Here is a 25,345-nt window from a genome sequence, read left to right as displayed (position 1 = left end):
TCATGGATATTAAACGCACGATCCTGATCGTCGCCCTGGCAATCGTGTCCTACGTCATGGTCCTTAAGTGGAACCAGGACTATGGCCAGGCTGCCCTGCCGACTCAGAATGTTGCTGCCAATGCTGTTCCAGCGGGGCTTCCCGATACAGTAAGTGGCACCAATACTGCCGCCAGTGATGACATTCCACGGGCAGCGGGCGAAACAAAAGCACCTGCCGAAGTTGCAGTTGCCGCAAGCACCGACCTCATCCAGATCAAGACGGATGTGTTGGACCTGGCTATCGACCCGCAAGGTGGCGATGTTGCCAAGCTGACACTTCCGCTGTATCCGCGTCGTCAGGATCACCCGGAAATCCCATTCCAGTTGTTCGATAACGGTGGCGAACGTGTTTACCAGGCACAAAGTGGCCTGATCGGCACCAACGGCCCTGATGCGAGTGCAACCGGTCGTCCGATTTTCTCTGCGGAGAAGAAGAGCTATCAACTGGCAGATGGCCAAGACCAACTGGTCGTGGACTTGAAGTTCAGCAAGGACGGCGTCAACTACATCAAGCGCTTCACACTCAAGCGCGGCCTGTACGACATCGTTGTCACCTATCTGATCGACAACCAGAGCGCCCAGCCTTGGACCGGCGCAATGTTTGCGCAGCTCAAGCGTGACGCCAGTTCCGATCCATCGTCCAGCACTGCGACGGGTACCGCGACTTACCTGGGCGCTGCCCTGTGGACAAGTTCGGAGCCGTACAAAAAAGTATCCATGAAAGACATGGATAAAGTGGCCGAAGACAAAACCAAGGCGCCGATCACCTATAACGTGAACGGTGGCTGGGTAGCCTGGCTGCAACACTACTTCGTGACCGCGTGGATTCCTCAGCCCGGCCAGAACAATGCAGTACTGGCGCGCAAGGACAGCAAAGGCAACTACATCATCGGCTACACAGGCCCGGCGATGACCGTCGCTCCAGGTGCCAAGGCTGAAACCAGCGCTACGCTGTACGCCGGCCCGAAAAGCCAGGCCGTGCTGAAAGAGTTGTCCCCAGGTCTGGAACTGACTGTGGATTACGGCATCCTGTGGTTCATTGCCCAGCCGATCTTCTGGCTGCTGCAACATATCCACAGCATCGTCGGTAACTGGGGCTGGTCGATCATCTTCCTGACCATGCTGATCAAGGGGATCTTCTTCCCACTGTCGGCCGCCAGCTACAAGTCGATGGCGCGCATGCGTGCCGTGGCCCCTAAACTGGCCGCACTGAAAGAACAACATGGCGATGACCGGCAGAAAATGTCGCAGGCCATGATGGAGCTGTACAAGAAAGAGAAGATCAACCCGCTGGGTGGATGCTTGCCGATTCTGGTACAGATGCCGGTATTCCTGTCGCTGTACTGGGTACTCCTGGAAAGCGTGGAAATGCGCCAGGCACCGTTCATGCTGTGGATAACTGACCTGTCGATCAAAGACCCGTTCTTTATCCTGCCGATCATCATGGGCGCGACCATGTTTATCCAGCAGCGCCTGAACCCGACGCCGCCGGATCCGATGCAGGCCAAGGTGATGAAAATGATGCCAATCATCTTCACCTTCTTCTTCCTGTGGTTCCCGGCTGGCCTGGTTCTGTACTGGGTGGTCAACAACGTGTTGTCGATCTCTCAACAGTGGTACATCACACGTAAAATCGAAGCGGCTACCAAAAAAGCCGAGGCGTAATTTACTCTGTGGATAACCACTCAAGACGCCCCCTAGTGGGGCGTTTTGCTTTCCGTCACTTTTATTCTGGAACCTGCTGATGAGCGCTCCTCGTGAAACCATCGCTGCTGTCGCTACCGCTCAGGGTCGCGGCGGTGTCGGTATCGTTCGTATTTCCGGACCGCTCGCCGGGATTGCCGCGAAGGCCATCAGCGGACGAGAGTTGACGCCGCGCTATGCCCATTACGGCCCGTTCCTCGGCTCTGATGAGGAAGTATTGGACGAAGGCCTGGCCCTGTATTTCCCGGGACCCAACTCCTTCACGGGTGAAGACGTGCTGGAATTGCAGGGGCACGGTGGCCCGATCGTTCTGGATATGTTGCTGCAGCGCTGCCTGCAGTTGGGTTGCCGCCTGGCTCGCCCGGGTGAGTTCAGTGAGCGGGCATTCCTCAACGACAAGCTCGACCTGGCACAGGCCGAGGCGATTGCCGATTTGATCGAGGCCAGTTCTGCGCAAGCTGCACGCAATGCGCTGCGCTCTCTGCAGGGCGCTTTTTCCCTGCGTGTGCATAACTTGACCGAACAGTTGATCAGCCTGCGCATCTACGTCGAGGCGGCGATTGATTTTCCTGAAGAGGAAATCGACTTCCTTGCCGATGGCCATGTATTGGCGATGCTGGATAAGGTCCGTGATGAGTTATCCACAGTCCTGCGGGAAGCCGGGCAAGGCGCGTTGCTGCGAGACGGCATGACCGTCGTGATCGCCGGGCGTCCCAATGCCGGCAAATCCAGCCTGCTCAATGCGCTGGCGGGGCGTGAAGCAGCCATTGTCACCGAGATCGCCGGCACCACCCGGGATATCCTGCGCGAACATATCCACATCGATGGCATGCCGTTGCACGTCGTCGACACCGCCGGTTTACGCGATACCGATGACCAGGTGGAAAAGATCGGCGTGGAACGCGCGCTCAAAGCCATCGGCGAAGCGGACCGGGTACTGCTGGTGGTGGACGCCACCGCGCCGGAGGCTGTGGATCCTTTTGCATTGTGGCCGGAATTCCTCGAGCAACGGCCGGACCCGGCCAAAGTCACCTTGATTCGTAACAAAGCCGATCTGACGGGTGAAGCCATTGCGATGGAAACCAGCGCTGATGGCCACGTCACTATCAGCCTGAGCGCCAAGTCTGCGGGTGAGGGCCTGGAATTGCTGCGCGAGCATCTCAAGGCCTGCATGGGTTACGAGCAGACGTCGGAAAGCAGCTTCAGTGCGCGCCGCAGGCACCTGGAGGCGCTGCGCCATGCAAGCTCGGCATTGGAGCACGGCCGGGCGCAGTTGACCTTGGCGGGGGCGGGGGAGCTGCTGGCTGAGGATCTTCGCCAGGCGCAGCAGCTGTTGGGAGAAATCACCGGCGCATTCAGCTCCGATGATTTGTTGGGACGGATCTTCTCCAGCTTCTGTATCGGCAAGTAGGAGCAGGCTTGCCAGCGATAGCGGCCTGAAGATCATTTTGATTCTTCAGGCCTTCATCCATCACCAGTTGTACGAAACAGTCCCAAGCAGTGTACGACTGTCACCCCAGTAGCAGCGGCCCGCGTCGTTGCATCCAGAAACATACTCCTTGTCGAACAGGTTCTTGGCGTTCACGTCCACTGACCAGTGCTTGTCGATCTGATAGCCGACGGCTGCGTCCACCAGAGTGACGCTCCCAGCATCCAGCTTTCCGTACAGGCTTGGCTGGGTGTAAGAAAACGTACTGTCGAAATAGCGCACACCGCCGCCCAGGGACAAGCCCCTGAGTTGGCCATCGAGGAAGCGGTACTTGCCCCACACCGAGGCCTGGTTGCGCGGAACCCCCGTCATCTGATGCCCCTCGACCAGCGAGGTAGCCGAGTCCTTGGTAATACGAGCGTCAGTGTAGGTGTAGGCTGCGGTCACATTCAGGTTGGGCGTGATGTTGCTGTTCACCTCGACCTCGGCCCCTTTGGCCCGGCTTTCGCCCACCTGGCGGTAGCTGTTGGTGGTGGCGTCGAGGTAGGTGTCATCTTCCTTGCGCAAGTCATACACCGACAGGGTCATCGCCGTATCCCAGCCGACCGGTTCGTACTTCACCCCCACTTCATACTGACTACTGGTGATCGGCTTCAACGGTGAACCGGCGTTGGAGATCTGCTGTACAGGCACAAATGCGGTGGAGTAGCTGACGTACGGCGTCAGGCCGTTGTCGAACTGGTACATCACCCCGCCCTGGTAGGTAAACTTGCGGTCTTCGGAGCCGGTGTCGCTGGCCTTGTTGACCTTGTCGCGGAAATCACTGTCGACCCAGTCCTGGCGGCCGCCCAGCAGGAACAACCAGTGGTCATACTTGCTCTGGATTTGTGCATAAACACCCTTCATCTGCTGCTCGAGCAAGGTGTTTTGCACAGCCACCGGGGTAAGCGGCTCACGCAGGTACACGGGGTTATACACATTGATGGTGCCGGCGAAGCCTGCGTCCCAATCCTGGTTGAACGAGGTGCGGTCATAGCTGGCGCCGAACAGCACGGTATTTTCCAGGTCACCGACCTGGAATTTGCCTTCCAACTGGTTATCCAGGGAGTAGACCATCGACTTGTTGTAGCGGTCGTAGGCCGTCATGTTCAGTTGGGTGCCGAAACCGCCATTGTTCAATGTGCCCGGCCAGGTTTCGTGACGGTTGATGCGCGATTGCATGTACCGCGAGTTCTGGCGGAACTGCCACTCATCATTGAAGCTGTGGCTGAATTCGTAGCCGCTGCTCCAGGCTTCACGTTCGAACGTATTCCAGTCCGGGTCGCCGAGCATGGTGTGCTTGGACAGCTTTCCGTTCGGATTTGTAAGCAAGGTCCCCGCGGCGGGTAGGCCGAGTTCGAGATTGGTGTGGTCCTTTTGGTAATTGGCCAACAGAGTGAGCGTGTTGAAGTCGTCGAAATTCAGGGTCAGTGAAGGCGCTATATACAGGCGATCATCAGGAACATGGTCAGTCTGCGTATCAGACTTGCGGCCGAGCATCACCACCCGGCCAAGGATATTGTCGCTGTCGTTGAGTGGACCAGAGATATCCACACCCAACTGACGCCGATTATTCGAGCCATAACCGAGCTGCACTTCACCCTGCGGCGTGGCAGTCGGATGTTTGCTCACCAGGTTCACTAAACCGCCAGGCGCGTTTTCACCGTACAGCAGGGAAGAGGGCCCACGGAATATTTCGACCCGCTCCAGGCCATAGGGCTCACTGGTGGTGTCGTACCGATTGCCTTGTACACGCAGGCCATCTCGCAGCAGGCCGTAGCCGTAATCCGTGGCATTGAAACCGCGGATGAAGAACAAGTCACCTGCGAGACCGTCGCCAGCAGCAAAGGGCGGCGCGAAGATACCTGGCACGTAGCCCAATACTTCAGTCAGGGTCTGCGACTTCTGGTCCTTGATGCGCTGGCCGGTGACGACCGATACCGAACGCGGTGTTTCCGACAGAGGCGTGCTGGTCTTGGTGCCGATACGGCTGTTTTGCGCTTTGTAGCCCACATCCCCGGCGATCTCCTGATTGAACCCAGCCTGTTGATAAGTACTGACCGTGGTGGGCGCGAGCGTGAGTTGCCCTGTAGGAATGGCCTGCAAGACATAGCTGCCAGGCGCCTGGACTACCGCTTGTAACCCCGAGTTCTGCAGCAACAGTGCAAAGCCTTGCTCAATCGAATAGTCACCTTCCAGCCCGGTGCTGTTCAAGCGCGCGGTTTGTTGGGGCGAGAAAGACAGAATCACATTCGCCCTGGCGGCAAATTGGCTCAAGGCATTGTCCAGGGGACCGGCCGCAATGGCGTAATGCTGCACCGTGCTGGCGGCCATGGCGTCACTGGATAGCAAAACACCGGCTGTGGCTGCTGTGCCGAGCAGTAGGCTGCACGTCATACCGTGGTAGGAAAGTCGCTGGCGGAGCTTGGTGCGAAGGCGCATAGGTGGGTAAGCCCTGAAGGTGGCGTCGTGATTACCTTTAGGGCCGTGCCAGGTAAAAAAAAGATAACCCCTTGTGAGGATATTTTTTGCGATCAAGCGATTCGCTTCACCGAAACCCAATAGCGAGTGAAGTATTTCACCTGAATGGGCAAGGTTGCCTGCAGATTCGCCAGCACCGCATCGGTGGAATCGAGGCGGAAAGTCCCGGAAACACGTAGGCGTGCACTAGCCAAGTCGCATTTCAGGACGCCCGGACGGTAGCGGGCAAGGTCTTCGATCACATCCCCGAGGCGAGCATCCAATACGATCAGCTGGCCATCGACCCAGGCAGCCTGGGACCCGCTATACGTGTGGCCAAGCCCTACGTTTTGACGATCAAAGTCAGCGCTTTCACCGGCACCGAGCAGTCGAGCATGGTTGGGCCGGTCACCAGGGGCCACACTTACGCGATCCTCCAGAACACCGACACGCGTGGAATCTGGCAACTGGCGCACTGTAAACCGAGTACCCAATGCCTGGACTCGGCCCTGGCGGGTTTCGACATAAAAGGGCGTGTGCCCGCCCAACTTGCCGGTGTGGATAAGTACTTCACCTTCACGCAGCCGGATCAAACGTTGGCGCCCGTCGAAGATCACGTCAATCGCCGTGCTGGTATTCAGATCAATCCGTGTGCCGTCAGCCAATGCGATACGCCGGCGTTCCCCCACAGAGGTCCGGTAGTCGGCCCAAACATTGCCCAGGGAGGTGTGTTGCTGGACATTCCAGCCCAGGCACCCGGTACCGCCCATTACCAGCATCCACTTCAATACCTGGCGACGTTGTTGCGTGGTCGACAATGCCCGGCGGGTGAAATCCTGGGGCAGGGCGCCGAGACTGCGCTGCAATTGCTCCATCTGGTTCCACGCCGCCTGATGGGACGGATCGCCGTTGAGCCATTGTTGCCAGGCAAGGCGTTCAGCAGCCGTAGGCGTTTGGGATTGAAACTGTACATACCAGTGAGCAGCGGCCTCGAAGGTCTTGCGATCGGGGGCGGCCATTACAGGCTGGCCATGATCAGCGAGCATTCAGTCAATGCACGGATCATGTGCTTCTTCACCGTGGTCAGCGACACCTGCAGTTGATCGGCGATCTGTTGATAAGTCAGCCCCTCGATCTGCGACAACAGGAAGATCCGTCGCGTTCGCTCGCCGAGTCCGGACAGGGCTTTATCCACAGCCACCAGCGTCTCGATGATGATGGCTTTGTCTTCCTCACTGATGGCCGTGGCTTCAGGCCGTTCGGCCAAGGTCTGCTTGTAGGCCTGCTCGATGGCATGCCGGCGATAACGATCAATCACCAGGCCCCTGGCGATGGTTGCCAGGTAGTCACGCGGTTCAACGATCTGCGCCGCATGCCGCCCAACCAGAATGCGCACGAACGTATCGTGCGCCACATCGGCTGCATCGCAGGCGTTATGCAACTTACCTTTGAGCCACCCGTGCAACCAGGAGTGGTGCTGCTCGTAGATGTTCTGAACCGCAGCCGTGTGTGAAGAAGGGGACATAGGGCATGACAAGCTAGGTTAATGATAATCGCTATTATTAACTGCCTGGCTGTTTTCTCACAATAGATCTCTTTTTGACGTGCTCACCCCCGAATAGAAAGATTCGGTTGGCTTCGTCGTGGGCGAAATTCACACGATTGCACGGATTTCTGTGGATTAAGCCCTGTGAATAACCGCCCCTGTGCCCAGTTGATAACAGGGCTCGAAACCTGAGTAAAAACCCCTCTGTGGATAACCACCTGTTTAATCCACAGGCTTAAAGCACTTATCCAAGGGCCTCATTGGCACATGACCACAGACTTTTGAATCGCTGTACACATTGTAAATAAAGGCCTGTAGAGATCTATCCACAGAAAAGGTGCCCAGTAGAAATAAACATAAAAACAAAGATTTAATAAATTTCTCTCTTTTAATTTCTATTGTCTGTGATTCATCCACAGCTGGTTAAATTTTGTGCAAAGGGTTCTTTAGGAAGGGCGAAGTCCCTATACTTGCCGCCAAAGCTCCAAAACCCTTTCAACAAACAATTCCTGATTACCTACATAAGCAGGCACGAGGTGCGTGGTGGATTTCCCTTCCCGTTTTGAAGTGATCGTCATCGGCGGCGGTCATGCCGGTACCGAGGCAGCACTGGCGTCAGCACGCATGGGCGTAAAAACCCTGTTGCTGACGCATAACGTGGAAACCCTCGGCGCCATGAGTTGCAACCCTGCCATTGGTGGGATCGGCAAAAGCCATCTGGTCAAGGAAATCGACGCCCTTGGTGGCGTGATGGCCGAGGCTACCGACAAGGGTGGTATTCAATTTCGCGTGCTCAACAGCCGCAAAGGCCCGGCCGTGCGTGCCACTCGGGCCCAGGCAGACCGCATCCTGTACAAAGCCGCGGTCCGCGAAACCCTGGAAAACCAGCCCAACCTGTGGATATTTCAACAAGCCGCCGATGACTTGATCGTCGAACAGGACGTGGTTCGCGGTGTTGTCACCCAAATGGGCCTGCGTTTCTTCGCAGAATCCGTGGTGTTGACCACCGGTACGTTCCTCGGCGGACTTATCCACATCGGCATGCAGAACTATTCGGGTGGCCGCGCCGGTGATCCGCCGTCGATTGCCCTGGCAAAACGCCTGCGCGAATTGCCGCTGCGCGTCGGTCGCCTGAAAACCGGGACTCCACCGCGTATCGACGGGCGTTCCGTGGATTTCTCGGTGATGACCGAACAAGCGGGCGATACTCCGATTCCGGTAATGTCGTTCATGGGTTCCAAGGAGCAACACCCCAAACAGGTGAGCTGCTGGATTACCCATACCAATGCGCGCACTCACGAAATCATTGCCGCGAACCTCGACCGTTCGCCGATGTACTCCGGGGTGATCGAAGGTATTGGCCCGCGTTACTGCCCGTCGATCGAAGACAAGATCCACCGCTTTGCCGACAAGGAAAGCCATCAGGTCTTCATCGAGCCGGAAGGCCTGACTACCCATGAGCTGTACCCGAACGGGATTTCCACTTCCCTGCCGTTCGATGTGCAAATCCAGATCGTGCAATCGATTCGCGGCATGGAAAACGCACACATCGTGCGTCCGGGCTACGCCATCGAATACGACTACTTCGACCCGCGTGACCTGAAGTACAGCCTGGAAACCAAGGTTATCGGCGGTCTGTTCTTCGCCGGGCAAATCAACGGCACCACCGGCTACGAAGAAGCCGGCGCCCAGGGTTTGCTGGCCGGTACCAACGCCGCGTTGCGTGCACAGGGCAAAGACAGCTGGTGCCCGCGTCGCGATGAAGCGTATATCGGCGTGTTGGTCGACGACCTGATTACCCTGGGAACCCAGGAACCGTATCGGATGTTCACTTCCCGGGCGGAATACCGCCTGATCCTGCGGGAAGACAACGCCGACCTGCGCCTGACCGAAAAAGGTCGTGAACTGGGGCTGGTCGACGATGCGCGCTGGGCGGCCTTCTGCAAAAAACGCGAAAGCATCGAGCTTGAAGAGCAGCGCCTGAAAAGTACCTGGGTTCGCCCCGGGACCGAGCAGGGCGACGCGATTGCGGAAAAATTCGGCACGCCGCTGACTCATGAATACAACCTGCTGAACCTGCTGTCCCGTCCGGAAATCGACTACGCCGGTCTGGTCGAAGTGACCGGCGGCGGCGCCGATGATCCACAGGTTGCCGAGCAGGTCGAAATCAAGACCAAGTACGCCGGTTACATTGACCGCCAGCAGGACGAGATCGCTCGTCTGCGCGCCAGTGAAGACACCAGGCTGCCTGTGGATATCGACTACACCGGTATTTCCGGATTGTCGAAAGAAATCCAAAGCAAGCTGGGGATAACTCGTCCCGAGACCCTCGGGCAGGCTTCACGTATCCCGGGCGTCACCCCTGCAGCTATTTCGCTGTTGATGATTCATTTGAAAAAACGCGGCGCGGGCCGTCAGTTGGAGCAAAGCGCTTGAGTTCGTTGGTCACCTCGCAACACGCCGAAGAGTTATCCACAGGTGCGCGCCAATTGGGCGTGGACTTGACCGAAGCCCAGCACGATTTGCTGCTGGGTTACCTGGCCCTGTTGATCAAATGGAACAAGGCTTACAACCTGACGGCTGTGCGTGATCCCGACGAAATGGTTTCCCGTCACTTGCTCGACAGTCTGAGCGTGATGCCGTTTATCGAAAACGGTCGTTGGCTCGATGTCGGCAGTGGTGGCGGTATGCCTGGCATCCCGCTGGCTATCCTGTTTCCCGAGTCGCAAGTGACCTGCCTGGACAGCAACGGCAAGAAAACCCGCTTCCTGACCCAGGTCAAACTCGAACTCAAGCTGGATAACCTGCACGTTATCCACAGTCGCGTCGAAGCCTTCACGCCTGAGTTGCCCTTCAACGGAATTGTTTCCCGGGCGTTCAGCAGCATGGAGAACTTCAGCAACTGGACTCGTCACCTGGGCGACCGCGACACCCGCTGGCTGGCAATGAAGGGCGTCCATCCAAGCGATGAGCTGTTAGCATTGCCGGCAGACTTCCACCTCGATAGCGAACACGCCTTGGCCGTACCCGGTTGCCAAGGCCAACGCCATCTGCTGATACTGCGCCGCACGGCATGATTGGGAACACAAGCAAGAATGGCTAAGGTATTCGCGATAGCGAACCAGAAAGGTGGCGTGGGCAAAACCACCACCTGCATCAACCTCGCAGCATCCCTGGTCGCCACCAAGCGCCGGGTGCTGTTGATCGATCTCGATCCACAGGGCAACGCCACCATGGGTAGCGGTGTGGATAAACACGGCCTGGAAAACTCGGTCTATGACTTGCTGATTGGCGAGTGCGACCTGGCCCAGGCCATGCACTACTCCGAGCATGGCGGTTATCAACTGCTGCCGGCCAACCGCGATTTGACTGCGGCGGAAGTGGTGCTGCTGGAAATGCAGATGAAGGAAAGCCGTCTGCGCAGCGCGTTGGCACCGATCCGCGAGAACTACGACTACATTTTGATCGACTGCCCACCGTCGCTGTCGATGCTCACGCTTAACGCATTGGTGGCTGCCGATGGGGTGATTATCCCCATGCAGTGCGAGTACTACGCGCTGGAAGGGTTGAGCGACCTTGTGGATAACATCAAGCGTATCGCCGAGCTGCTCAACCCGAACCTGCAGATCGAAGGCCTGCTGCGAACCATGTTCGATCCGCGCCTGAGCCTGATGAACGATGTGTCGGCGCAGCTCAAGGAACACTTTGGCGACCAGCTGTACGACACCGTGATTCCACGCAACATCCGCCTGGCCGAAGCGCCAAGCTATGGCATGCCCGCGCTGGCGTACGACAAATCATCCCGTGGTGCCATTGCCTACCTGGCATTGGCCGGCGAGATGGTTCGTCGTCAACGCCGCAACTCACGCACCGCTGCAGCCCAGCCAACTTAAGGAATCCCCATGGCCGTCAAGAAACGAGGTCTCGGACGTGGACTGGATGCACTGCTGAGTGGTCCGACCGTCACATCGCTTGAAGAACAAGCGGTGCAGGCTGACGAACGCGAGCTGCAGCACCTGCCCCTGGACCTGATCCAGCGCGGCAAATACCAGCCACGCCGGGACATGGACCCCCAGGCGCTGGAGGAACTGGCCAATTCGATCAAGGCCCAGGGCGTGATGCAGCCGATTGTGGTGCGCCCGATCGGCGGCGGCCGCTTTGAAATCATTGCCGGTGAACGCCGCTGGCGCGCCAGCCAGCAGGCGGGCAAGGACACCATCCCGGCGATGGTGCGCGATGTAACGGATGAAACCGCCATCGCCATGGCGTTGATCGAGAATATCCAGCGTGAAGACCTCAATCCCATCGAGGAAGCGATCGCCTTGCAGCGTTTGCAGCAGGAATTCCAGCTGACCCAGCAACAGGTCGCCGAGGCCGTGGGTAAATCCCGTGTCACCGTGTCCAACTTGCTGCGCCTGATCGCGCTGCCGGAAGTCATCAAGACCATGTTGTCCCATGGCGACCTCGAGATGGGCCACGCCCGTGCTTTGCTCGGTCTGCCGGAAAATCAACAGGTTGAAGGGGCGCGACACGTTGTCGCACGAGGGCTCACCGTTCGTCAGACCGAGGCGCTGGTTCGCCAGTGGTTGAGCGGTAAACCTGCACCGGTCGAAACGACCAAAACCGATCCGGATATCGCGCGTCTCGAGCAGCGCCTGGCCGAGCGCCTGGGCTCTGCGGTGCAAATTCGCCACGGCAAGAAAGGCAAAGGGCAATTAGTCATCGGATATAACTCCCTTGATGAGCTTCAGGGCGTCCTTGCCCACATCCGCTGAAACATTTGCTTATGTAGCGTGTGATCGGAAATCACTACCCGACAGTTGAATAGGGGCAGAACCGCCCCTATACTCTGCGCGCATTTTGTCGGCACAAATTATGCCAAGTTATTGATTTCCGGCAGCCGACCATTGAGGAGCAAGAGTGATGGAAACCCGCACGCCAAACACGTTGCCGTTCCATCGCTTGGCCGTTTTCCCGGTTTTATTGGCTCAATTTGTCATTTTGCTGATCGCCGCATTGGCGCTCTGGTATTGGCATGGAGTCGTAGCCGGGTATTCGGGACTTTGCGGAGGCCTGATAGCCTTGCTGCCCAATATGTATTTTGCTCACAGGGCCTTTCGGTTTTCCGGCGCCCGAGCAGCCCAGGCTATCGTCCGGTCTTTTTATGCCGGCGAGGCGGGGAAACTGATTTTGACGGCAGTGCTGTTTGCACTGACCTTTGCAGGTGTGAAGCCATTGGCGCCGCTGGCTGTATTCGGCGTCTTCGTGTTGACCCAACTGGTCAGCTGGTTCGCTCCCCTGCTGATGAAAACAAGACTTTCGAAACCTTAGGGCGTTTGAGGCAACCATGGCAGAAACAACCGCTTCGGGCTATATCCAGCACCACTTGCAGAACCTGACCTTCGGTCAGCTTCCCAACGGCGGCTGGGGCTTTGCCCACTCCGCAGCAGAAGCCAAAGAAATGGGCTTCTGGGCTTTCCACCTGGATACTCTGGGCTGGTCGGTCGCTTTGGGTCTGATCTTCGTCCTGATTTTCCGCATGGCGGCAAAGAAGGCGACTTCCGGTCAACCAGGTGCTTTGCAGAACTTCGTTGAAGTACTGGTCGAATTCGTCGATGGCAGCGTGAAAGACAGCTTCCATGGCCGTAGCCCGGTGATTGCACCGTTGGCACTGACCATCTTCGTCTGGGTGTTCCTGATGAACGCCGTCGACCTGATCCCGGTTGACTGGATCCCTCAGTTGGCCATGGCGATTTCCGGCGACCCGCACATTCCATTCCGTGCCGTATCGACCACTGACCCGAACGCTACCCTGGGCATGGCCCTGTCGGTATTTGCGTTGATCATTTTCTACAGCATCAAGATCAAGGGCATCGGCGGCTTCATCGGCGAACTGACCCTGCACCCGTTCGGCAGCAAGAACATCTTCGTTCAAGCCCTGCTGATCCCGGTGAACTTCCTGCTGGAATTCGTCACCCTGATCGCCAAGCCGATCTCCCTGGCCCTGCGACTGTTCGGCAACATGTATGCCGGCGAGCTGGTGTTCATTCTGATCGCTGTGATGTTCGGCAGCGGCTTGCTCTGGCTTAGCGGCCTGGGCATTGTTCTGCAGTGGGCGTGGGCTGTGTTCCACATCCTGATCATCACCCTGCAGGCCTTCATCTTCATGATGCTGACCATCGTCTACCTGTCGATGGCGCACGAAGAGAACCATTAAGGCCAGTCTCGACTAGCCTGATGTCCTTCCCGGTGAAACGGGAAGGTGGCCCACCAGGGCTATGAAACGATTTGTTTTACCGCTTTAAAATCTAAAAAACCTAAACCATACGACGTAAAAGTCGGGAGGAAAGATGGAAACTGTAGTTGGTCTAACCGCTATCGCTGTTGCACTGTTGATCGGCCTGGGCGCCCTGGGTACTGCCATTGGTTTCGGCCTGCTGGGCGGCAAGTTCCTGGAAGGCGCAGCGCGTCAGCCAGAAATGGTTCCAATGCTGCAAGTTAAAATGTTCATCGTTGCCGGCCTGCTCGACGCCGTGACCATGATCGGCGTTGGTATCGCTCTGTTCTTCACCTTCGCGAACCCCTTCGTTGGTCAACTCGCCGGTTAATCACTCGTTTTTCGAGTGATTGGTGTGTTGTGCAACGAATGAGCGAGGTATTGGCGTGAACATTAATGCAACCATTATTGGTCAGTCCTTAGCGTTCTTGATTTTTGTCGTTTTCTGCATGAAGTTCGTATGGCCTCCGGTCATCGCGGCTTTGCACGAACGTCAAAAGAAGATCGCGGATGGACTGGACGCTGCCGCACGAGCAGCTCGCGACCTGGAGTTGGCCCAAGATAAAGCGGGTCAGCAACTGCGCGAAGCGAAAGCTCAAGCAGCCGAAATCATTGAGCAAGCCAAGAAACGCGGTAACCAGATTGTTGAAGAGGCTGTTGAAAAAGCCCGTATCGACGCTGACCGTGTGAAGGTTCAGGCTCAAGCCGAGATCGAGCAGGAACTGAACGGTGTCAAAGATGCGCTGCGTGCCCAACTGGGTGCTCTGGCCGTCGGCGGTGCTGAGAAGATCCTGGGTGCCACAATTGATCAAAACGCGCACGCGGAGCTGGTTAACAAACTGGCTGCTGAAATTTAAGCGAGGGCGATCATGGCAGAATTGACCACGTTGGCCCGACCTTACGCTAAGGCAGCCTTCGAGCACGCCCAGGCCCACCAGCAGCTGGCCTCTTGGTCAGCCATGCTCGGCCTGGCTGCAGCAGTGTCGCAAGACGGCACCATGCAGCGCGTGCTCAAGGCCCCGCGACTGACGAGCGCAGACAAGGCCGCCACTTTTATTGAAGTGTGCGGCGACAAGTTTGATGTGAAAGTGCAGAACTTCATCAATGTCATCGCCGAAAACGACCGTCTCCTGCTTTTGCCGGAGATTGCCGCTCTGTTCGACCTGTACAAGGCCGAGCAAGAGAAATCGGTAGACGTTGAAGTGACCAGTGCTTTTGCATTGAACCAAGAACAGCAAGACAAACTCGCCAAGGTTCTCAGTGCACGACTCGACCGGGAAGTGCGCCTGCAAGTTGCGGAAGACCCATCCCTTATTGGGGGTGTTGTCATTCGCGCCGGCGACCTGGTTATCGATGGCTCGATTCGCGGCAAACTCGCGAATCTTGCCGAAGCATTGAAATCTTGAGTTTGAAGGGGCAGCAGAGCAATGCAGCAACTCAATCCTTCCGAAATAAGTGAAATTATCAAGGGCCGCATCGACAAGCTCGATGTGACCTCCCAAGCCCGTAACGAAGGCACTGTCGTCAGCGTATCTGACGGCATCGTGCGGATTCACGGTCTGGCCGACGTTATGTACGGCGAGATGATCGAGTTTCCGGGCGGCGTCTACGGTATGGCCCTCAACCTGGAGCAAGACTCCGTAGGTGCCGTGGTATTGGGCGCGTACACCAGTCTGGCTGAAGGCATGAGCGCCAAGTGCACTGGCCGCATCCTGGAGGTTCCGGTTGGTAAGGAATTGCTGGGTCGCGTAGTCGACGCACTGGGTAACCCTGTTGACGGTAAAGGTCCACTGGGCAACACCGAGACCGACGCGGTCGAGAAAGTTGCTCCAGGCGTGATCTGGCGTAAGTCGGTAGACCAGCCTGTACAGACTGGCTACAAGGCTGTCGATGCCATGATCCCAGTCGGCCGTGGCCAGCGTGAGCTGATCATCGGTGACCGTCAGATCGGTAAAACCGCTCTGGCGATCGACGCGATCATCAACCAGAAGAACAGCGGCATTTTCTGCGTCTACGTAGCGATCGGTCAGAAGCAATCGACCATCGCCAACGTGGTTCGCAAGCTGGAAGAAAACGGCGCCCTGGCCAACACGATCATCGTGGCTGCCAGTGCTTCGGAATCTCCTGCGCTGCAATTCCTGGCACCGTACTCCGGTTGCACCATGGGTGAATTCTTCCGCGACCGCGGTGAAGACGCGCTGATCGTTTATGACGATCTGTCCAAGCAAGCAGTGGCTTACCGCCAGATTTCCCTGCTGCTGCGCCGTCCACCAGGCCGTGAAGCCTACCCAGGCGACGTGTTCTATCTCCACTCCCGTCTGCTGGAGCGCGCATCCCGCGTTTCGGAAGAGTACGTAGAGAAGTTCACCAACGGCGCAGTGACCGGCAAAACCGGTTCCCTGACCGCACTGCCGATCATCGAAACCCAGGCTGGCGACGTTTCCGCGTTCGTTCCGACCAACGTGATTTCCATCACCGACGGTCAGATCTTCCTGGAATCGGCCATGTTCAACTCGGGCATCCGCCCTGCAGTGAACGCCGGTGTTTCGGTATCCCGTGTGGGTGGTGCCGCTCAGACCAAGATCATCAAGAAGCTCTCCGGTGGTATCCGTACCGCTCTGGCTCAGTACCGTGAACTGGCCGCATTCGCCCAGTTCGCTTCTGACCTGGACGAAGCGACCCGTAAGCAACTTGAGCATGGTCAGCGCGTTACCGAGCTGATGAAGCAGAAGCAATACGCCCCAATGTCGATCGCTGACATGGCGTTGTCGCTGTATGCCGCTGAGCGTGGGTTCCTGACCGACGTTGAAATCGCCAAGGTCGGCAGCTTTGAACAAGCGCTGATTGCTTACTTCAACCGCGATCACGCCGAATTGATGGCGAAGATCAACGTGAAGGGTGACTTCAATGACGATATCGACGCTGGCATGAAAGCCGGTATCGAGAAGTTCAAGGCCACCCAAACCTGGTAAGCCGCAGCGGGAGCCGCAAGGCTCCCGCTTGCTAACCTGATAGGTGTTACATGGCAGGCGCAAAAGAGATTCGCAGTAAGATTGCGAGCATCAAAAGCACGCAAAAAATTACCAGCGCCATGGAAAAAGTGGCGGTCAGCAAAATGCGCAAGGCACAAATGCGCATGGCTGCTAGCCGTCCTTATGCGGAGCGTATCCGCCAGGTAATTGGGCATCTGGCCAACGCCAACCCGGAATACCGCCACCCGTTCATGATCGAGCGCGCCGTCAAGCGTGTGGGTTATGTGGTAGTGAGCAGTGACCGTGGTTTGTGCGGTGGTTTGAATACCAACCTGTTCAAGGCCCTGGTCAAGGACATGGCGGTAAACCGCGAAAACGGCGTCGAGATCGATCTGTGTGTTGTTGGTAGCAAGGGTGCGGCCTTTTTCCGCAACTTCGGCGGTAACGTCGTTGCAGCTATCAGCCACCTGGGTGAAGAGCCGTCGATCAATGATTTGATCGGCAGTGTGAAGGTGATGCTGGATGCGTACCTGGAAGGCCGGATCGACCGCCTCTCCGTGGTATCCAACAAGTTCATCAACACCATGACCCAGCAGCCAACCGTGGAGCAATTGATTCCACTGGTGGCGACTCCGGATCAGGAACTCAAGCACCACTGGGACTACCTCTACGAACCAGACGCCAAAGAGCTGCTTGACGGCTTGATGGTGCGCTACGTGGAGTCGCAGGTGTACCAGGCGGTGGTCGAGAACAACGCAGCTGAACAAGCGGCGCGGATGATCGCGATGAAAAACGCTACCGATAACGCCGGTGATCTGATCAGCGATTTGCAGCTGATCTACAACAAGGCGCGTCAGGCTGCGATCACCCAAGAGATCTCGGAAATCGTCGGCGGCGCTGCCGCGGTTTAACGGTTCAAATATTCAGAGGATCCAGCTATGAGTAGCGGACGTATCGTTCAAATCATCGGCGCCGTTATCGACGTGGAATTTCCACGCGACAGCGTACCGAGCATCTACAACGCGCTGAAAGTACAAGGCGCGGAAACTACTCTGGAAGTTCAGCAGCAGCTGGGCGACGGCGTAGTTCGTACCATTGCGATGGGTTCCACCGAAGGCTTGAAGCGCGGTCTGGACGTTATCGACTCTGGCGCTGCCATCTCCGTACCGGTCGGTAAAGCGACCCTGGGCCGGATCATGGACGTACTGGGCAACCCGATTGACGAAGCTGGCCCGATCGACACCGAAGAGCGCTGGGGCATTCACCGTCCAGCACCTTCGTTCGCGGAACAGGCTGGCGGCAACGACCTGCTGGAAACCGGCATCAAGGTTATCGACCTGGTTTGCCCGTTCGCCAAGGGCGGTAAAGTCGGTCTGTTCGGTGGTGCCGGTGTAGGCAAGACCGTAAACATGATGGAACTGATCCGTAACATCGCCATCGAGCACAGCGGTTATTCCGTGTTCGCCGGTGTGGGTGAGCGTACTCGTGAGGGTAACGACTTCTACCACGAGATGAAGGACTCCAACGTTCTGGACAAAGTGGCACTGGTCTACGGTCAGATGAACGAGCCGCCGGGAAACCGTCTGCGCGTAGCACTGACTGGCCTGACCATGGCCGAGAAGTTCCGTGACGAAGGTAACGACGTTCTGCTGTTCGTCGACAACATCTACCGTTACACCCTGGCCGGTACTGAAGTATCCGCACTGCTGGGCCGTATGCCTTCCGCAGTAGGTTACCAGCCGACCCTGGCTGAAGAGATGGGCGTTCTGCAGGAACGTATCACTTCGACCAAGGAAGGTTCGATCACTTCGATCCAAGCGGTATACGTACCTGCGGATGACTTGACCGACCCATCGCCTGCGACCACCTTCGCCCACTTGGACGCCACCGTCGTTCTGTCCCGTGACATCGCTTCCCTGGGTATCTACCCAGCGGTCGATCCACTCGACTCGACTTCGCGCCAGCTGGACCCGAACGTGATCGGCCAGGAGCACTACGACACCGCTCGCGGCGTTCAGTACGTGCTGCAGCGTTACAAAGAACTGAAGGACATCATTGCGATCCTGGGTATGGACGAGCTGTCGGAAGCCGACAAGCAGTTGGTAAACCGTGCTCGTAAGATCCAGCGCTTCTTGTCGCAGCCGTTCTTCGTGGCTGAAGTCTTCACCGGTGCTTCGGGTAAATACGTTTCCCTGAAAGACACCATTGCTGGCTTCAAAGGCATCCTCAACGGTGACTACGACCACCTGCCAGAACAAGCGTTCTACATGGTCGGCGGCATCGAAGAAGCGATCGAGAAAGCCAAGAAACTGTAATCCAGGCGCCCGGAAACGGGCGCTCATCAGGTTGAGGCAATCAGATGGCTATGACAGTCCATTGCGATATCGTCAGCGCGGAAGGGGAAATCTTCTCCGGTCTGGTAGAAATGGTGATTGCACACGGCGAACTCGGTGACCTGGGTATTGCCATGGGCCACGCGCCATTGATCACCAGCTTGAAGCCAGGTCCGATCACTCTGACCAAGCAAGGCGGGGAAAAGGAGGTGTTTTACATCTCCGGTGGTTTCCTTGAGGTTCAGCCGAACATGGTCAAGGTACTTGCCGACACCGTGCAACGTGCTGGCGACCTGGATGAAGCCTCCGCTCAGGAAGCCGTCAAGGCTGCCGAGAAGGCCCTGAACGAAAAGGGTGCGGACTTCGACTACAGCGCTGCTGCTGTACGTCTGGCCGAGGCTGCAGCTCAGCTGCGCACGCTCCAGCAGATCCGCAAGAAGTAAGCGGCGACGCCGTGATGCTTATGCGCGATTGATTAAAAAGGGTAGCCTCGGCTACCCTTTTTCTTTTGTAGCAAAACACATCTTTGGTCTGAAGCCGGACCGCCCAGGATTGGTAGCCATTCATGTCTCTTGAAATCGTCATTCTCGCCGCAGGCCAGGGCACCCGCATGCGTTCGGCCCTGCCCAAGGTGCTGCACCCGGTCGCGGGCAATTCCATGCTTGGGCATGTTATCCACAGCGCTCGTCAACTGGACCCGCAACGTATCCACGTGGTGATCGGCCACGGTGCTGATGTGGTGCGCGAGCGCCTGGCGGCGGATGACCTGAATTTCGTATTACAGGACAAACAACTGGGCACCGGCCACGCCACCGCGCAAGCTGTGCCGTTCATTACCGCCGACACCGTGCTGATCCTCTACGGTGACGTGCCGCTGATCGAAGTGGAAACCCTGCAACGCCTGCTCAAGCATGTGGTGCCCGGCCAGATGGGCCTGCTCACCGTTGAGCTGGATGACCCCACCGGTTACGGGCGCATCGTGCGCGGTGCCGACGGCAAGGTCGCGGCGATCGTCGAGCACAAGGACGCCAGTGAAGCCCAGCGGGCTATCACCGAAGGCAACACCGGCATCCTTGCGGTGCCTGCCAATAAGCTCGCCGACTGGATGAGCCGCCTGTCCAACAACAACGCCCAGGGCGAGTACTACCTCACCGACGTGATCGAGATGGCCGTGAGTGATGGCCTGCTGGTCGCCACCGAGCAGCCCCACGACCCGATGGAAGTACAGGGCGCCAATGATCGCAAGCAGCTTGCAGAGCTCGAGCGTCACTACCAACTGCGTGAAGGCCGCCGCCTGATGGCCCAGGGCGTGACCCTGCGCGACCCTGCGCGTTTTGACGTACGCGGTGAGGTCACCGTCGGCCGCGATGTGCTGATCGACATCAACGTGATCCTCGAAGGCCGCGTGATCATCGAAGACAACGTGGTCATCGGCCCGAACTGCGTGATCAAGGACAGCACCCTGCGCAAGGGCGTGGTGGTCAAGGCCAACAGCCATATCGACGGCGCCGTAATGGGCGAGGGCAGCGATGCCGGGCCTTTTGCGCGGTTGCGTCCGGGCACTGTGATGGGCGCCAGGGCGCACGTCGGCAATTTCGTCGAACTGAAAAACGCACGCATGGGCGATGATGCAAAGGCCGGCCACCTGGCTTACCTGGGGGATGCGGTGATCGGTGCGCGCAGCAACATCGGCGCAGGCGCGATCACCTGCAACTACGACGGTGCCAATAAGTACCAGACCACTATTGGTGAGGACGTCTTCATCGGCTCGAATAACTCGCTGATTGCACCTGTGACGATAGGTGATGGTTCGAACACTGCTGCGGGCTCAACCATCAACCAGGATGTGGATAAGTCCCAACTGGCCGTGGCCCGTGCACGCCAACGTAACATCGACGGCTGGAAACGCCCGGTCAAAATCAAGAAGACCTGAGTTATCCACAGCCTTATCAGCAGCGTTATCCAGATGTGGGAGGGGGCTTGCCCCCGATGGCGGATTTTCAGTCAATGTTTCAGTCGACTGATCTACTGCAATCGGGGGCAAGCCTCCTCCCACATTTGTGTGTGTTGCTTGAAAAATCTGTTTCCGACGCTTGACGATATCTTCTCAATAGGTTTTGATTGCCTTCGTTATCTTTCGAAACGAAACTTATAATTACCATGTCGAAACGAAATACACCCCAACGACGCCACAACATCCTGACCTTGCTCAACGAACAGGGCGAAGTCAGCGTGGACGAACTGGCCAAGCGTTTCGAAACCTCGGAAGTCACTATCCGCAAGGACTTGGCCGCGCTCGAAAGTAACGGCCTGTTGCTGCGTCGCTACGGTGGCGCGATCACCATGCCTCAGGAACTGGTGGGCGACCCCGCCCAACCGGTCTCGGCCTACAAACGTGCGATCGCCCGTGCTGCGGTGATGCGTTTGCGTGAACACGCCCGCATCATCATCGACAGCGGCAGCACTACCGCCGCCATGATCCCGGAACTGGGCCACCAGCCCGGCCTGGTGGTCATGACCAACTCCCTGCACGTGGCCAGCGCCTTGAGCGAACTGGAGCACGAACCGGTGCTGTTGATGACCGGCGGCACCTGGGACCCGCATTCGGACTCGTTCCAGGGCCAGGTCGCCGAGCAGGTGTTGCGTTCCTACGACTTTGATCAACTGTTCATCGGCGCCGACGGCATCGATCTGCAACGTGGCACCACCACCTTCAACGAATTACTGGGCTTGAGCCGTGTGATGGCCGAGGTCGCCCGTGAAGTGGTGGTGATGGTCGAATCCGACAAGATCGGCCGCAAGATTCCCAACCTGGAACTGCCCTGGAGCAGCGTCCATACCCTTATTACCGATGATCGCCTGCCGCTTGAGGCCCGCGACCAGATCCAAGCCCGCGGCATTACGCTGATATGCGCGGCAATCATCTAGGAGAAGCACCATGTGTGGAATTGTTGGCGCAGTCGCCGAACGTAACGTTACTGCCATCCTGCTCGAAGGTCTCAAGCGCCTGGAATACCGGGGCTACGACAGCGCGGGTGTGGCCGTCTTCACCAACGCCGGCAAGCTTGAGCGCATGCGCCGCCCAGGCAAGGTCAGCGAGTTGGAGCAGGCGTTGGCCGGCGAGCCGCTGGTGGGTCGCCTGGGGATTGCCCACACCCGCTGGGCCACCCACGGCGCACCGCGCGAGCGCAACGCCCACCCGCACTTCTCCGGTGACTTGGCCGTGGTGCACAACGGCATCATCGAAAACCACGAAGTGCTGCGCGAACAGCTCAAGAGCATGGGCTACGTGTTCACCTCGGATACCGACACCGAAGTCATCGCCCACCTGCTCAACCACAAGCTCAAGGACCACAGTGACCTGACCGCCGCCCTCAAGGCCACGGTCAAGGAGCTGCACGGCGCCTATGGTCTGGCCGTGGTCAGCGCCAGCCAACCTGACCGCGTGGTCGCCGCCCGCAGTGGCAGCCCGCTGGTGATCGGCCTGGGCCTGGGCGAGAACTTCCTCGCCTCCGACCAACTGGCCCTGCGCCAGGTGACCGACCGCTTCATGTACCTGGAGGAGGGCGATATTGCTGACATTCGCCGTGAAAGCGTGGCGATCTGGGACGTGAACGGTAATTCCGTCGAACGCGAAGCCGTGCAATACCGCGACGGTGCCGAGGCTGCCGACAAAGGCGAGTTCCGCCACTTCATGCTCAAGGAAATCCACGAACAACCGGCCGTGGTGCAGCGCACCCTGGAAGGCCGCCTTGGTGACAAGCAAGTGCTGGTCAACGCCTTCGGCCCGCAAGCCGCCGAGCTGTTCGCCAAAGTGCGCAATGTGCAGATCGTGGCCTGTGGCACCAGCTACCACGCCGGTATGGTTGCTCGTTACTGGCTGGAAGAACTGGCCGGCATCCCGTGCCAGGTCGAAGTCGCCAGTGAGTTCCGCTACCGCAAGGTGGTGGTGCAGCCCGACACGCTGTTCGTGACCATTTCCCAGTCCGGCGAAACCGCCGACACCCTGGCCGCGCTGCGCAATGCCAAAGAGCTGGGCTTCCTCGCCAGCCTGGCGATCTGCAACGTCAGCATCAGCTCCCTGGTGCGTGAGTCCGACCTGACCCTGCTGACCCAGGCCGGTCGCGAAATCGGCGTGGCCTCCACCAAAGCCTTCACCACCCAGTTGGTCGGCCTGTTGCTGCTGACCCTGTCCCTGGGCCATGTTCGCGGCACCTTGGCTGCCGGCGTCGAAGCCACTCTGGTGGAAGAACTGCGCCGCCTGCCGACCCGCCTGGGCGAAGCCTTGGCCATGGACAGCACCGTGGAAAAAGTCGCCGAGCTGTTCGCCGACAAGAACCACACCCTGTTCCTCGGCCGTGGCGCGCAGTACCCGGTGGCGATGGAAGGCTCCCTGAAGCTCAAGGAAATTTCGTACATCCACGCCGAAGCCTACCCGGCCGGTGAGCTCAAGCACGGCCCGTTGGCCCTGGTGGACGACGACATGCCGGTGGTCACCGTCGCGCCGAACAACGAACTGCTGGAGAAGCTCAAGTCCAACCTGCAGGAAGTCCGCGCCCGTGGCGGCCAACTGATCGTGTTCGCCGACGAAAAAGCCGGCATGACCAACGGCGAAGGCACCCACGTCATCAACATGCCGCACATCCACGACACCCTGTCGCCGATCCTCTACACCATCCCGCTGCAACTGCTGTCGTACTACGTCGCCGTGCTCAAAGGCACCGACGTCGACCAGCCGCGCAACCTGGCGAAGTCGGTGACGGTGGAGTAACCCGCTCCACCCTGGAGGCCCGCCCGGGTCTCCAGGTACCCGCGAAAGGACGCGCCTTCGATGAACACCCCCTCACAAATCCACGAGCGTTTGCACAACCGCCGATTCACCGTCGCCAATAACACCCACGGGCTATCCGGCGCGGGAACGGTGTTTCATTACCTTGTTGAGGGAGATGCCATTTCCAGTACCTACCAAGGCGGTCGCATCCGCCTGGGTACGCAGGTCGGCCGCGTCACAGGCCCAGACGTTATCGAGCTGCTGTATCAGTGCCTGACACTGGAAGGTGAGCTGCTGGCCGGCTGGTCGCGGGGCATCATCGGTGTCGATGCTGCCGGGCGTACCACGCTGAGTTTCGTGTGGGGTTGGTTGTCGGGGGCGACGGGAGGCGGGGAGTCGAACTACGTGGAGCTGGTTGCATAGGCCAAAAAGAATCAGAAAAAAATCAGAAAAATGTTTAGCAGATAGTTGTATAAAATCTTGGATTTATCCCGTTATTATTGGACCTTAAAGGAAAACAGATTCGAAAAAAAATCGGAAAATGGTGAGAAAAATGACGCAGAAGTTCATGTCCGGTAATCACTGGTTGGAACCTGTCTGGCCATCGCCAGGTTTTCCTGCGTCGATTTTACGTACGGCAGAGACGCTATCGTTTCGTGCCGGAAAACTCACGGGTTTGCTCCCCGAAAACACCGCTATTCGCATCGGCGGCCTGATGCGGATCACCAATAGTTACTACAGCAACCTGATTGAAGGCCAATTCACCGAGCCTGCTACGTTATCTACACGAGTACCCAGGCGCGACTCCAAAGAACTGCGTGAGCTGGCCGAAAGTCACATCGGCGTTCAGGCGTTACTGGAGCGAACAGTACGTCGGCCGAAATCAATTGACGCGCCTTGGAGCGTGTTCTTTGCCCCTGAATTCATTTCTGTCATTCATCGCCGCCTTTTTACAGGTGCCAGCGACGACGACTTGCGGCTGAGTGATGGGCGCTTAATGGTGCCGGGTCAATTGCGTGATAGTGCACAACGCAATGTCTTGGTGGGTGATCATGCAGGGCCTGCCTGGGAATCCGTCGCCCCCATGCTCACCCGCCTTCAACAGGTATATGGGGGGCAACCTGATCTGACGTCGCGAATTCTCAGCGCTCTTGCTTATCACCATCGTCTTGCGTTTATTCACCCATTTGAAGATGGCAATGGCCGAGTCGTGCGCATGATTACGCACTTGCAGTTGATGCGCCTTGGGCTAGCGTCCCCACTTTGGTCACTTTCTCGGGGGCTGGCACGAAAACAGGATGAGTACTATGGACGCTTGCGTGCAGCGGACCAGCCGCGTCGCGCTGATCTCGACGGTCGTGGTCAGCTGACTCAAAGTGGGTTGTTCGAATTTGTAGAGTTCATGCTGCAAGTCTGCATTGATCAGATGGAGTATGTAGAACAAGCGATGGGCCTGGTAAGTCTGCGTCAGCGGCTTGAGAGAGTGATTGGGCTTGAGGAGCGATTCATTGGGGCTGGAGTGAAGCCGGAAATGGCCAAGGCCATCCATATCCTGCTAACTCAAGGTGAGATTGCCCGAGCGGACTTCAAAATCTTTTCTGGGCTGCATGATCGCGTAGCAAGTGATCAGCTTAAAAAGTTAATTGATTTGGGCGTAGTTGAAGCGCCGTCTGCCAAGTCACGCTCGATTTTTCCCGGCCTACCCGTATGGTTCGCGCAGATGATATTCCCTGATCTTCATCGGCGCTTTTACTGAGCCAGGGGTCAGAGGCG

General features: G+C 57.8%; 23 protein-coding genes. 20 read left to right on the top strand and 3 right to left on the bottom strand.

Annotated elements, in window-relative coordinates:
* The first annotated feature begins 2 nt into the window (after positions 1-2).
* Positions 3-1,706, top strand: a complete 1,704-nt coding sequence (gene yidC, locus FX984_RS19265) for a membrane protein insertase YidC (RefSeq protein ID WP_027608166.1) — start codon at positions 3-5, stop codon at positions 1,704-1,706.
* Between the two features lie 79 nt (positions 1,707-1,785).
* On the top strand, positions 1,786-3,156 hold the full coding sequence (gene mnmE, locus FX984_RS19260) for a tRNA uridine-5-carboxymethylaminomethyl(34) synthesis GTPase MnmE (RefSeq protein WP_043293853.1): 1,371 nt from the start codon (positions 1,786-1,788) through the stop codon (positions 3,154-3,156).
* Positions 3,157-3,216: 60 nt separating this feature from the next.
* Here the strand turns inward: mnmE and FX984_RS19255 are convergent, their stop codons facing one another.
* The 3 genes from FX984_RS19255 to FX984_RS19245 form a co-directional block, all read right to left on the bottom strand.
* Positions 3,217-5,655, bottom strand: coding sequence for a TonB-dependent siderophore receptor (locus FX984_RS19255; protein WP_146476896.1), 2,439 nt, complete (start codon positions 5,653-5,655; stop codon positions 3,217-3,219).
* Positions 5,656-5,747: 92 nt separating this feature from the next.
* The gene (locus FX984_RS19250; protein ID WP_027608170.1) at positions 5,748-6,692 is read right to left on the bottom strand and encodes a FecR domain-containing protein; all 945 of its coding nucleotides are present in this window, start codon (positions 6,690-6,692) and stop codon (positions 5,748-5,750) included.
* A complete protein-coding gene (locus FX984_RS19245; protein WP_027608171.1) occupies positions 6,692-7,198 on the bottom strand; it encodes a sigma-70 family RNA polymerase sigma factor in 507 nt (168 codons plus the stop codon). Before FX984_RS19245 ends, FX984_RS19250 begins: the two co-directional genes overlap by 1 nt.
* Before the next feature lie 564 nt (positions 7,199-7,762).
* Between FX984_RS19245 and mnmG the strand changes: the two genes are divergently transcribed.
* The 18 genes from mnmG to FX984_RS19155 all read left to right on the top strand — a co-directional run bounded on the left by mnmG (position 7,763) and on the right by FX984_RS19155 (position 25,328).
* Entirely contained in the window at positions 7,763-9,655 is a 1,893-nt protein-coding gene (gene mnmG, locus FX984_RS19240) for a tRNA uridine-5-carboxymethylaminomethyl(34) synthesis enzyme MnmG (protein WP_027608172.1), read from the top strand.
* Positions 9,652-10,296, top strand: coding sequence for a 16S rRNA (guanine(527)-N(7))-methyltransferase RsmG (gene rsmG / locus FX984_RS19235; RefSeq protein ID WP_027608173.1), 645 nt, complete (start codon positions 9,652-9,654; stop codon positions 10,294-10,296). The genes mnmG and rsmG overlap by 4 nt, the downstream gene beginning before the upstream one ends.
* Before the next feature lie 18 nt (positions 10,297-10,314).
* The gene (locus FX984_RS19230; RefSeq protein ID WP_016978715.1) at positions 10,315-11,112 is read left to right on the top strand and encodes a ParA family protein; all 798 of its coding nucleotides are present in this window, start codon (positions 10,315-10,317) and stop codon (positions 11,110-11,112) included.
* Between the two features lie 9 nt (positions 11,113-11,121).
* The gene (locus tag FX984_RS19225) at positions 11,122-11,994 is read left to right on the top strand and encodes a ParB/RepB/Spo0J family partition protein (RefSeq protein ID WP_146476898.1); all 873 of its coding nucleotides are present in this window, start codon (positions 11,122-11,124) and stop codon (positions 11,992-11,994) included.
* A gap of 148 nt (positions 11,995-12,142) precedes the next feature.
* Positions 12,143-12,550 (top strand): F0F1 ATP synthase subunit I, encoded by a 408-nt coding sequence (locus tag FX984_RS19220; protein WP_010565865.1) that lies wholly within the window; start codon positions 12,143-12,145, stop codon positions 12,548-12,550.
* A 16-nt stretch (positions 12,551-12,566) separates the two neighbouring features.
* Complete coding sequence (gene atpB, locus FX984_RS19215; protein ID WP_017736231.1) at positions 12,567-13,436, top strand: F0F1 ATP synthase subunit A; 870 nt, start codon at positions 12,567-12,569, stop codon at positions 13,434-13,436.
* A 133-nt stretch (positions 13,437-13,569) separates the two neighbouring features.
* On the top strand, positions 13,570-13,827 hold the full coding sequence (gene atpE, locus FX984_RS19210; protein WP_002555987.1) for a F0F1 ATP synthase subunit C: 258 nt from the start codon (positions 13,570-13,572) through the stop codon (positions 13,825-13,827).
* 55 nt (positions 13,828-13,882) lie between these two features.
* Entirely contained in the window at positions 13,883-14,353 is a 471-nt protein-coding gene (locus tag FX984_RS19205) for a F0F1 ATP synthase subunit B (protein WP_008439543.1), read from the top strand.
* 12 nt (positions 14,354-14,365) lie between these two features.
* On the top strand, positions 14,366-14,902 hold the full coding sequence (locus FX984_RS19200) for a F0F1 ATP synthase subunit delta (RefSeq protein ID WP_027608176.1): 537 nt from the start codon (positions 14,366-14,368) through the stop codon (positions 14,900-14,902).
* Between the two features lie 21 nt (positions 14,903-14,923).
* Entirely contained in the window at positions 14,924-16,468 is a 1,545-nt protein-coding gene (atpA, locus tag FX984_RS19195; protein WP_003177064.1) for a F0F1 ATP synthase subunit alpha, read from the top strand.
* 50 nt (positions 16,469-16,518) lie between these two features.
* Entirely contained in the window at positions 16,519-17,379 is an 861-nt protein-coding gene (atpG, locus tag FX984_RS19190) for a F0F1 ATP synthase subunit gamma (RefSeq protein WP_003195829.1), read from the top strand.
* Between the two features lie 27 nt (positions 17,380-17,406).
* The gene (gene atpD, locus FX984_RS19185) at positions 17,407-18,783 is read left to right on the top strand and encodes a F0F1 ATP synthase subunit beta (protein ID WP_003177062.1); all 1,377 of its coding nucleotides are present in this window, start codon (positions 17,407-17,409) and stop codon (positions 18,781-18,783) included.
* Positions 18,784-18,827: 44 nt separating this feature from the next.
* Entirely contained in the window at positions 18,828-19,244 is a 417-nt protein-coding gene (locus FX984_RS19180; RefSeq protein ID WP_003177061.1) for a F0F1 ATP synthase subunit epsilon, read from the top strand.
* A gap of 122 nt (positions 19,245-19,366) precedes the next feature.
* On the top strand, positions 19,367-20,734 hold the full coding sequence (glmU, locus tag FX984_RS19175) for a bifunctional UDP-N-acetylglucosamine diphosphorylase/glucosamine-1-phosphate N-acetyltransferase GlmU (RefSeq protein WP_027608177.1): 1,368 nt from the start codon (positions 19,367-19,369) through the stop codon (positions 20,732-20,734).
* 227 nt (positions 20,735-20,961) lie between these two features.
* A complete protein-coding gene (locus FX984_RS19170; protein ID WP_027608178.1) occupies positions 20,962-21,729 on the top strand; it encodes a DeoR/GlpR family DNA-binding transcription regulator in 768 nt (255 codons plus the stop codon).
* 10 nt (positions 21,730-21,739) lie between these two features.
* On the top strand, positions 21,740-23,572 hold the full coding sequence (glmS, locus tag FX984_RS19165; RefSeq protein WP_146476901.1) for a glutamine--fructose-6-phosphate transaminase (isomerizing): 1,833 nt from the start codon (positions 21,740-21,742) through the stop codon (positions 23,570-23,572).
* A gap of 60 nt (positions 23,573-23,632) precedes the next feature.
* The gene (locus FX984_RS19160; RefSeq protein WP_098480676.1) at positions 23,633-23,995 is read left to right on the top strand and encodes an avidin-fold protein; all 363 of its coding nucleotides are present in this window, start codon (positions 23,633-23,635) and stop codon (positions 23,993-23,995) included.
* A 130-nt stretch (positions 23,996-24,125) separates the two neighbouring features.
* On the top strand, positions 24,126-25,328 hold the full coding sequence (locus FX984_RS19155) for a Fic family protein (protein ID WP_223841634.1): 1,203 nt from the start codon (positions 24,126-24,128) through the stop codon (positions 25,326-25,328).
* The last annotated feature ends 17 nt before the right edge of the window (positions 25,329-25,345 follow it).

The organism is Pseudomonas marginalis (assembly GCF_008692035.1).
GTDB classification, from domain to species: Bacteria; Pseudomonadota; Gammaproteobacteria; order Pseudomonadales; family Pseudomonadaceae; genus Aquipseudomonas; species Aquipseudomonas marginalis.
The sequence above is the reverse complement of the archived record's forward strand: the minus strand, read 5'-3'. Positions and strand labels throughout refer to the sequence as shown.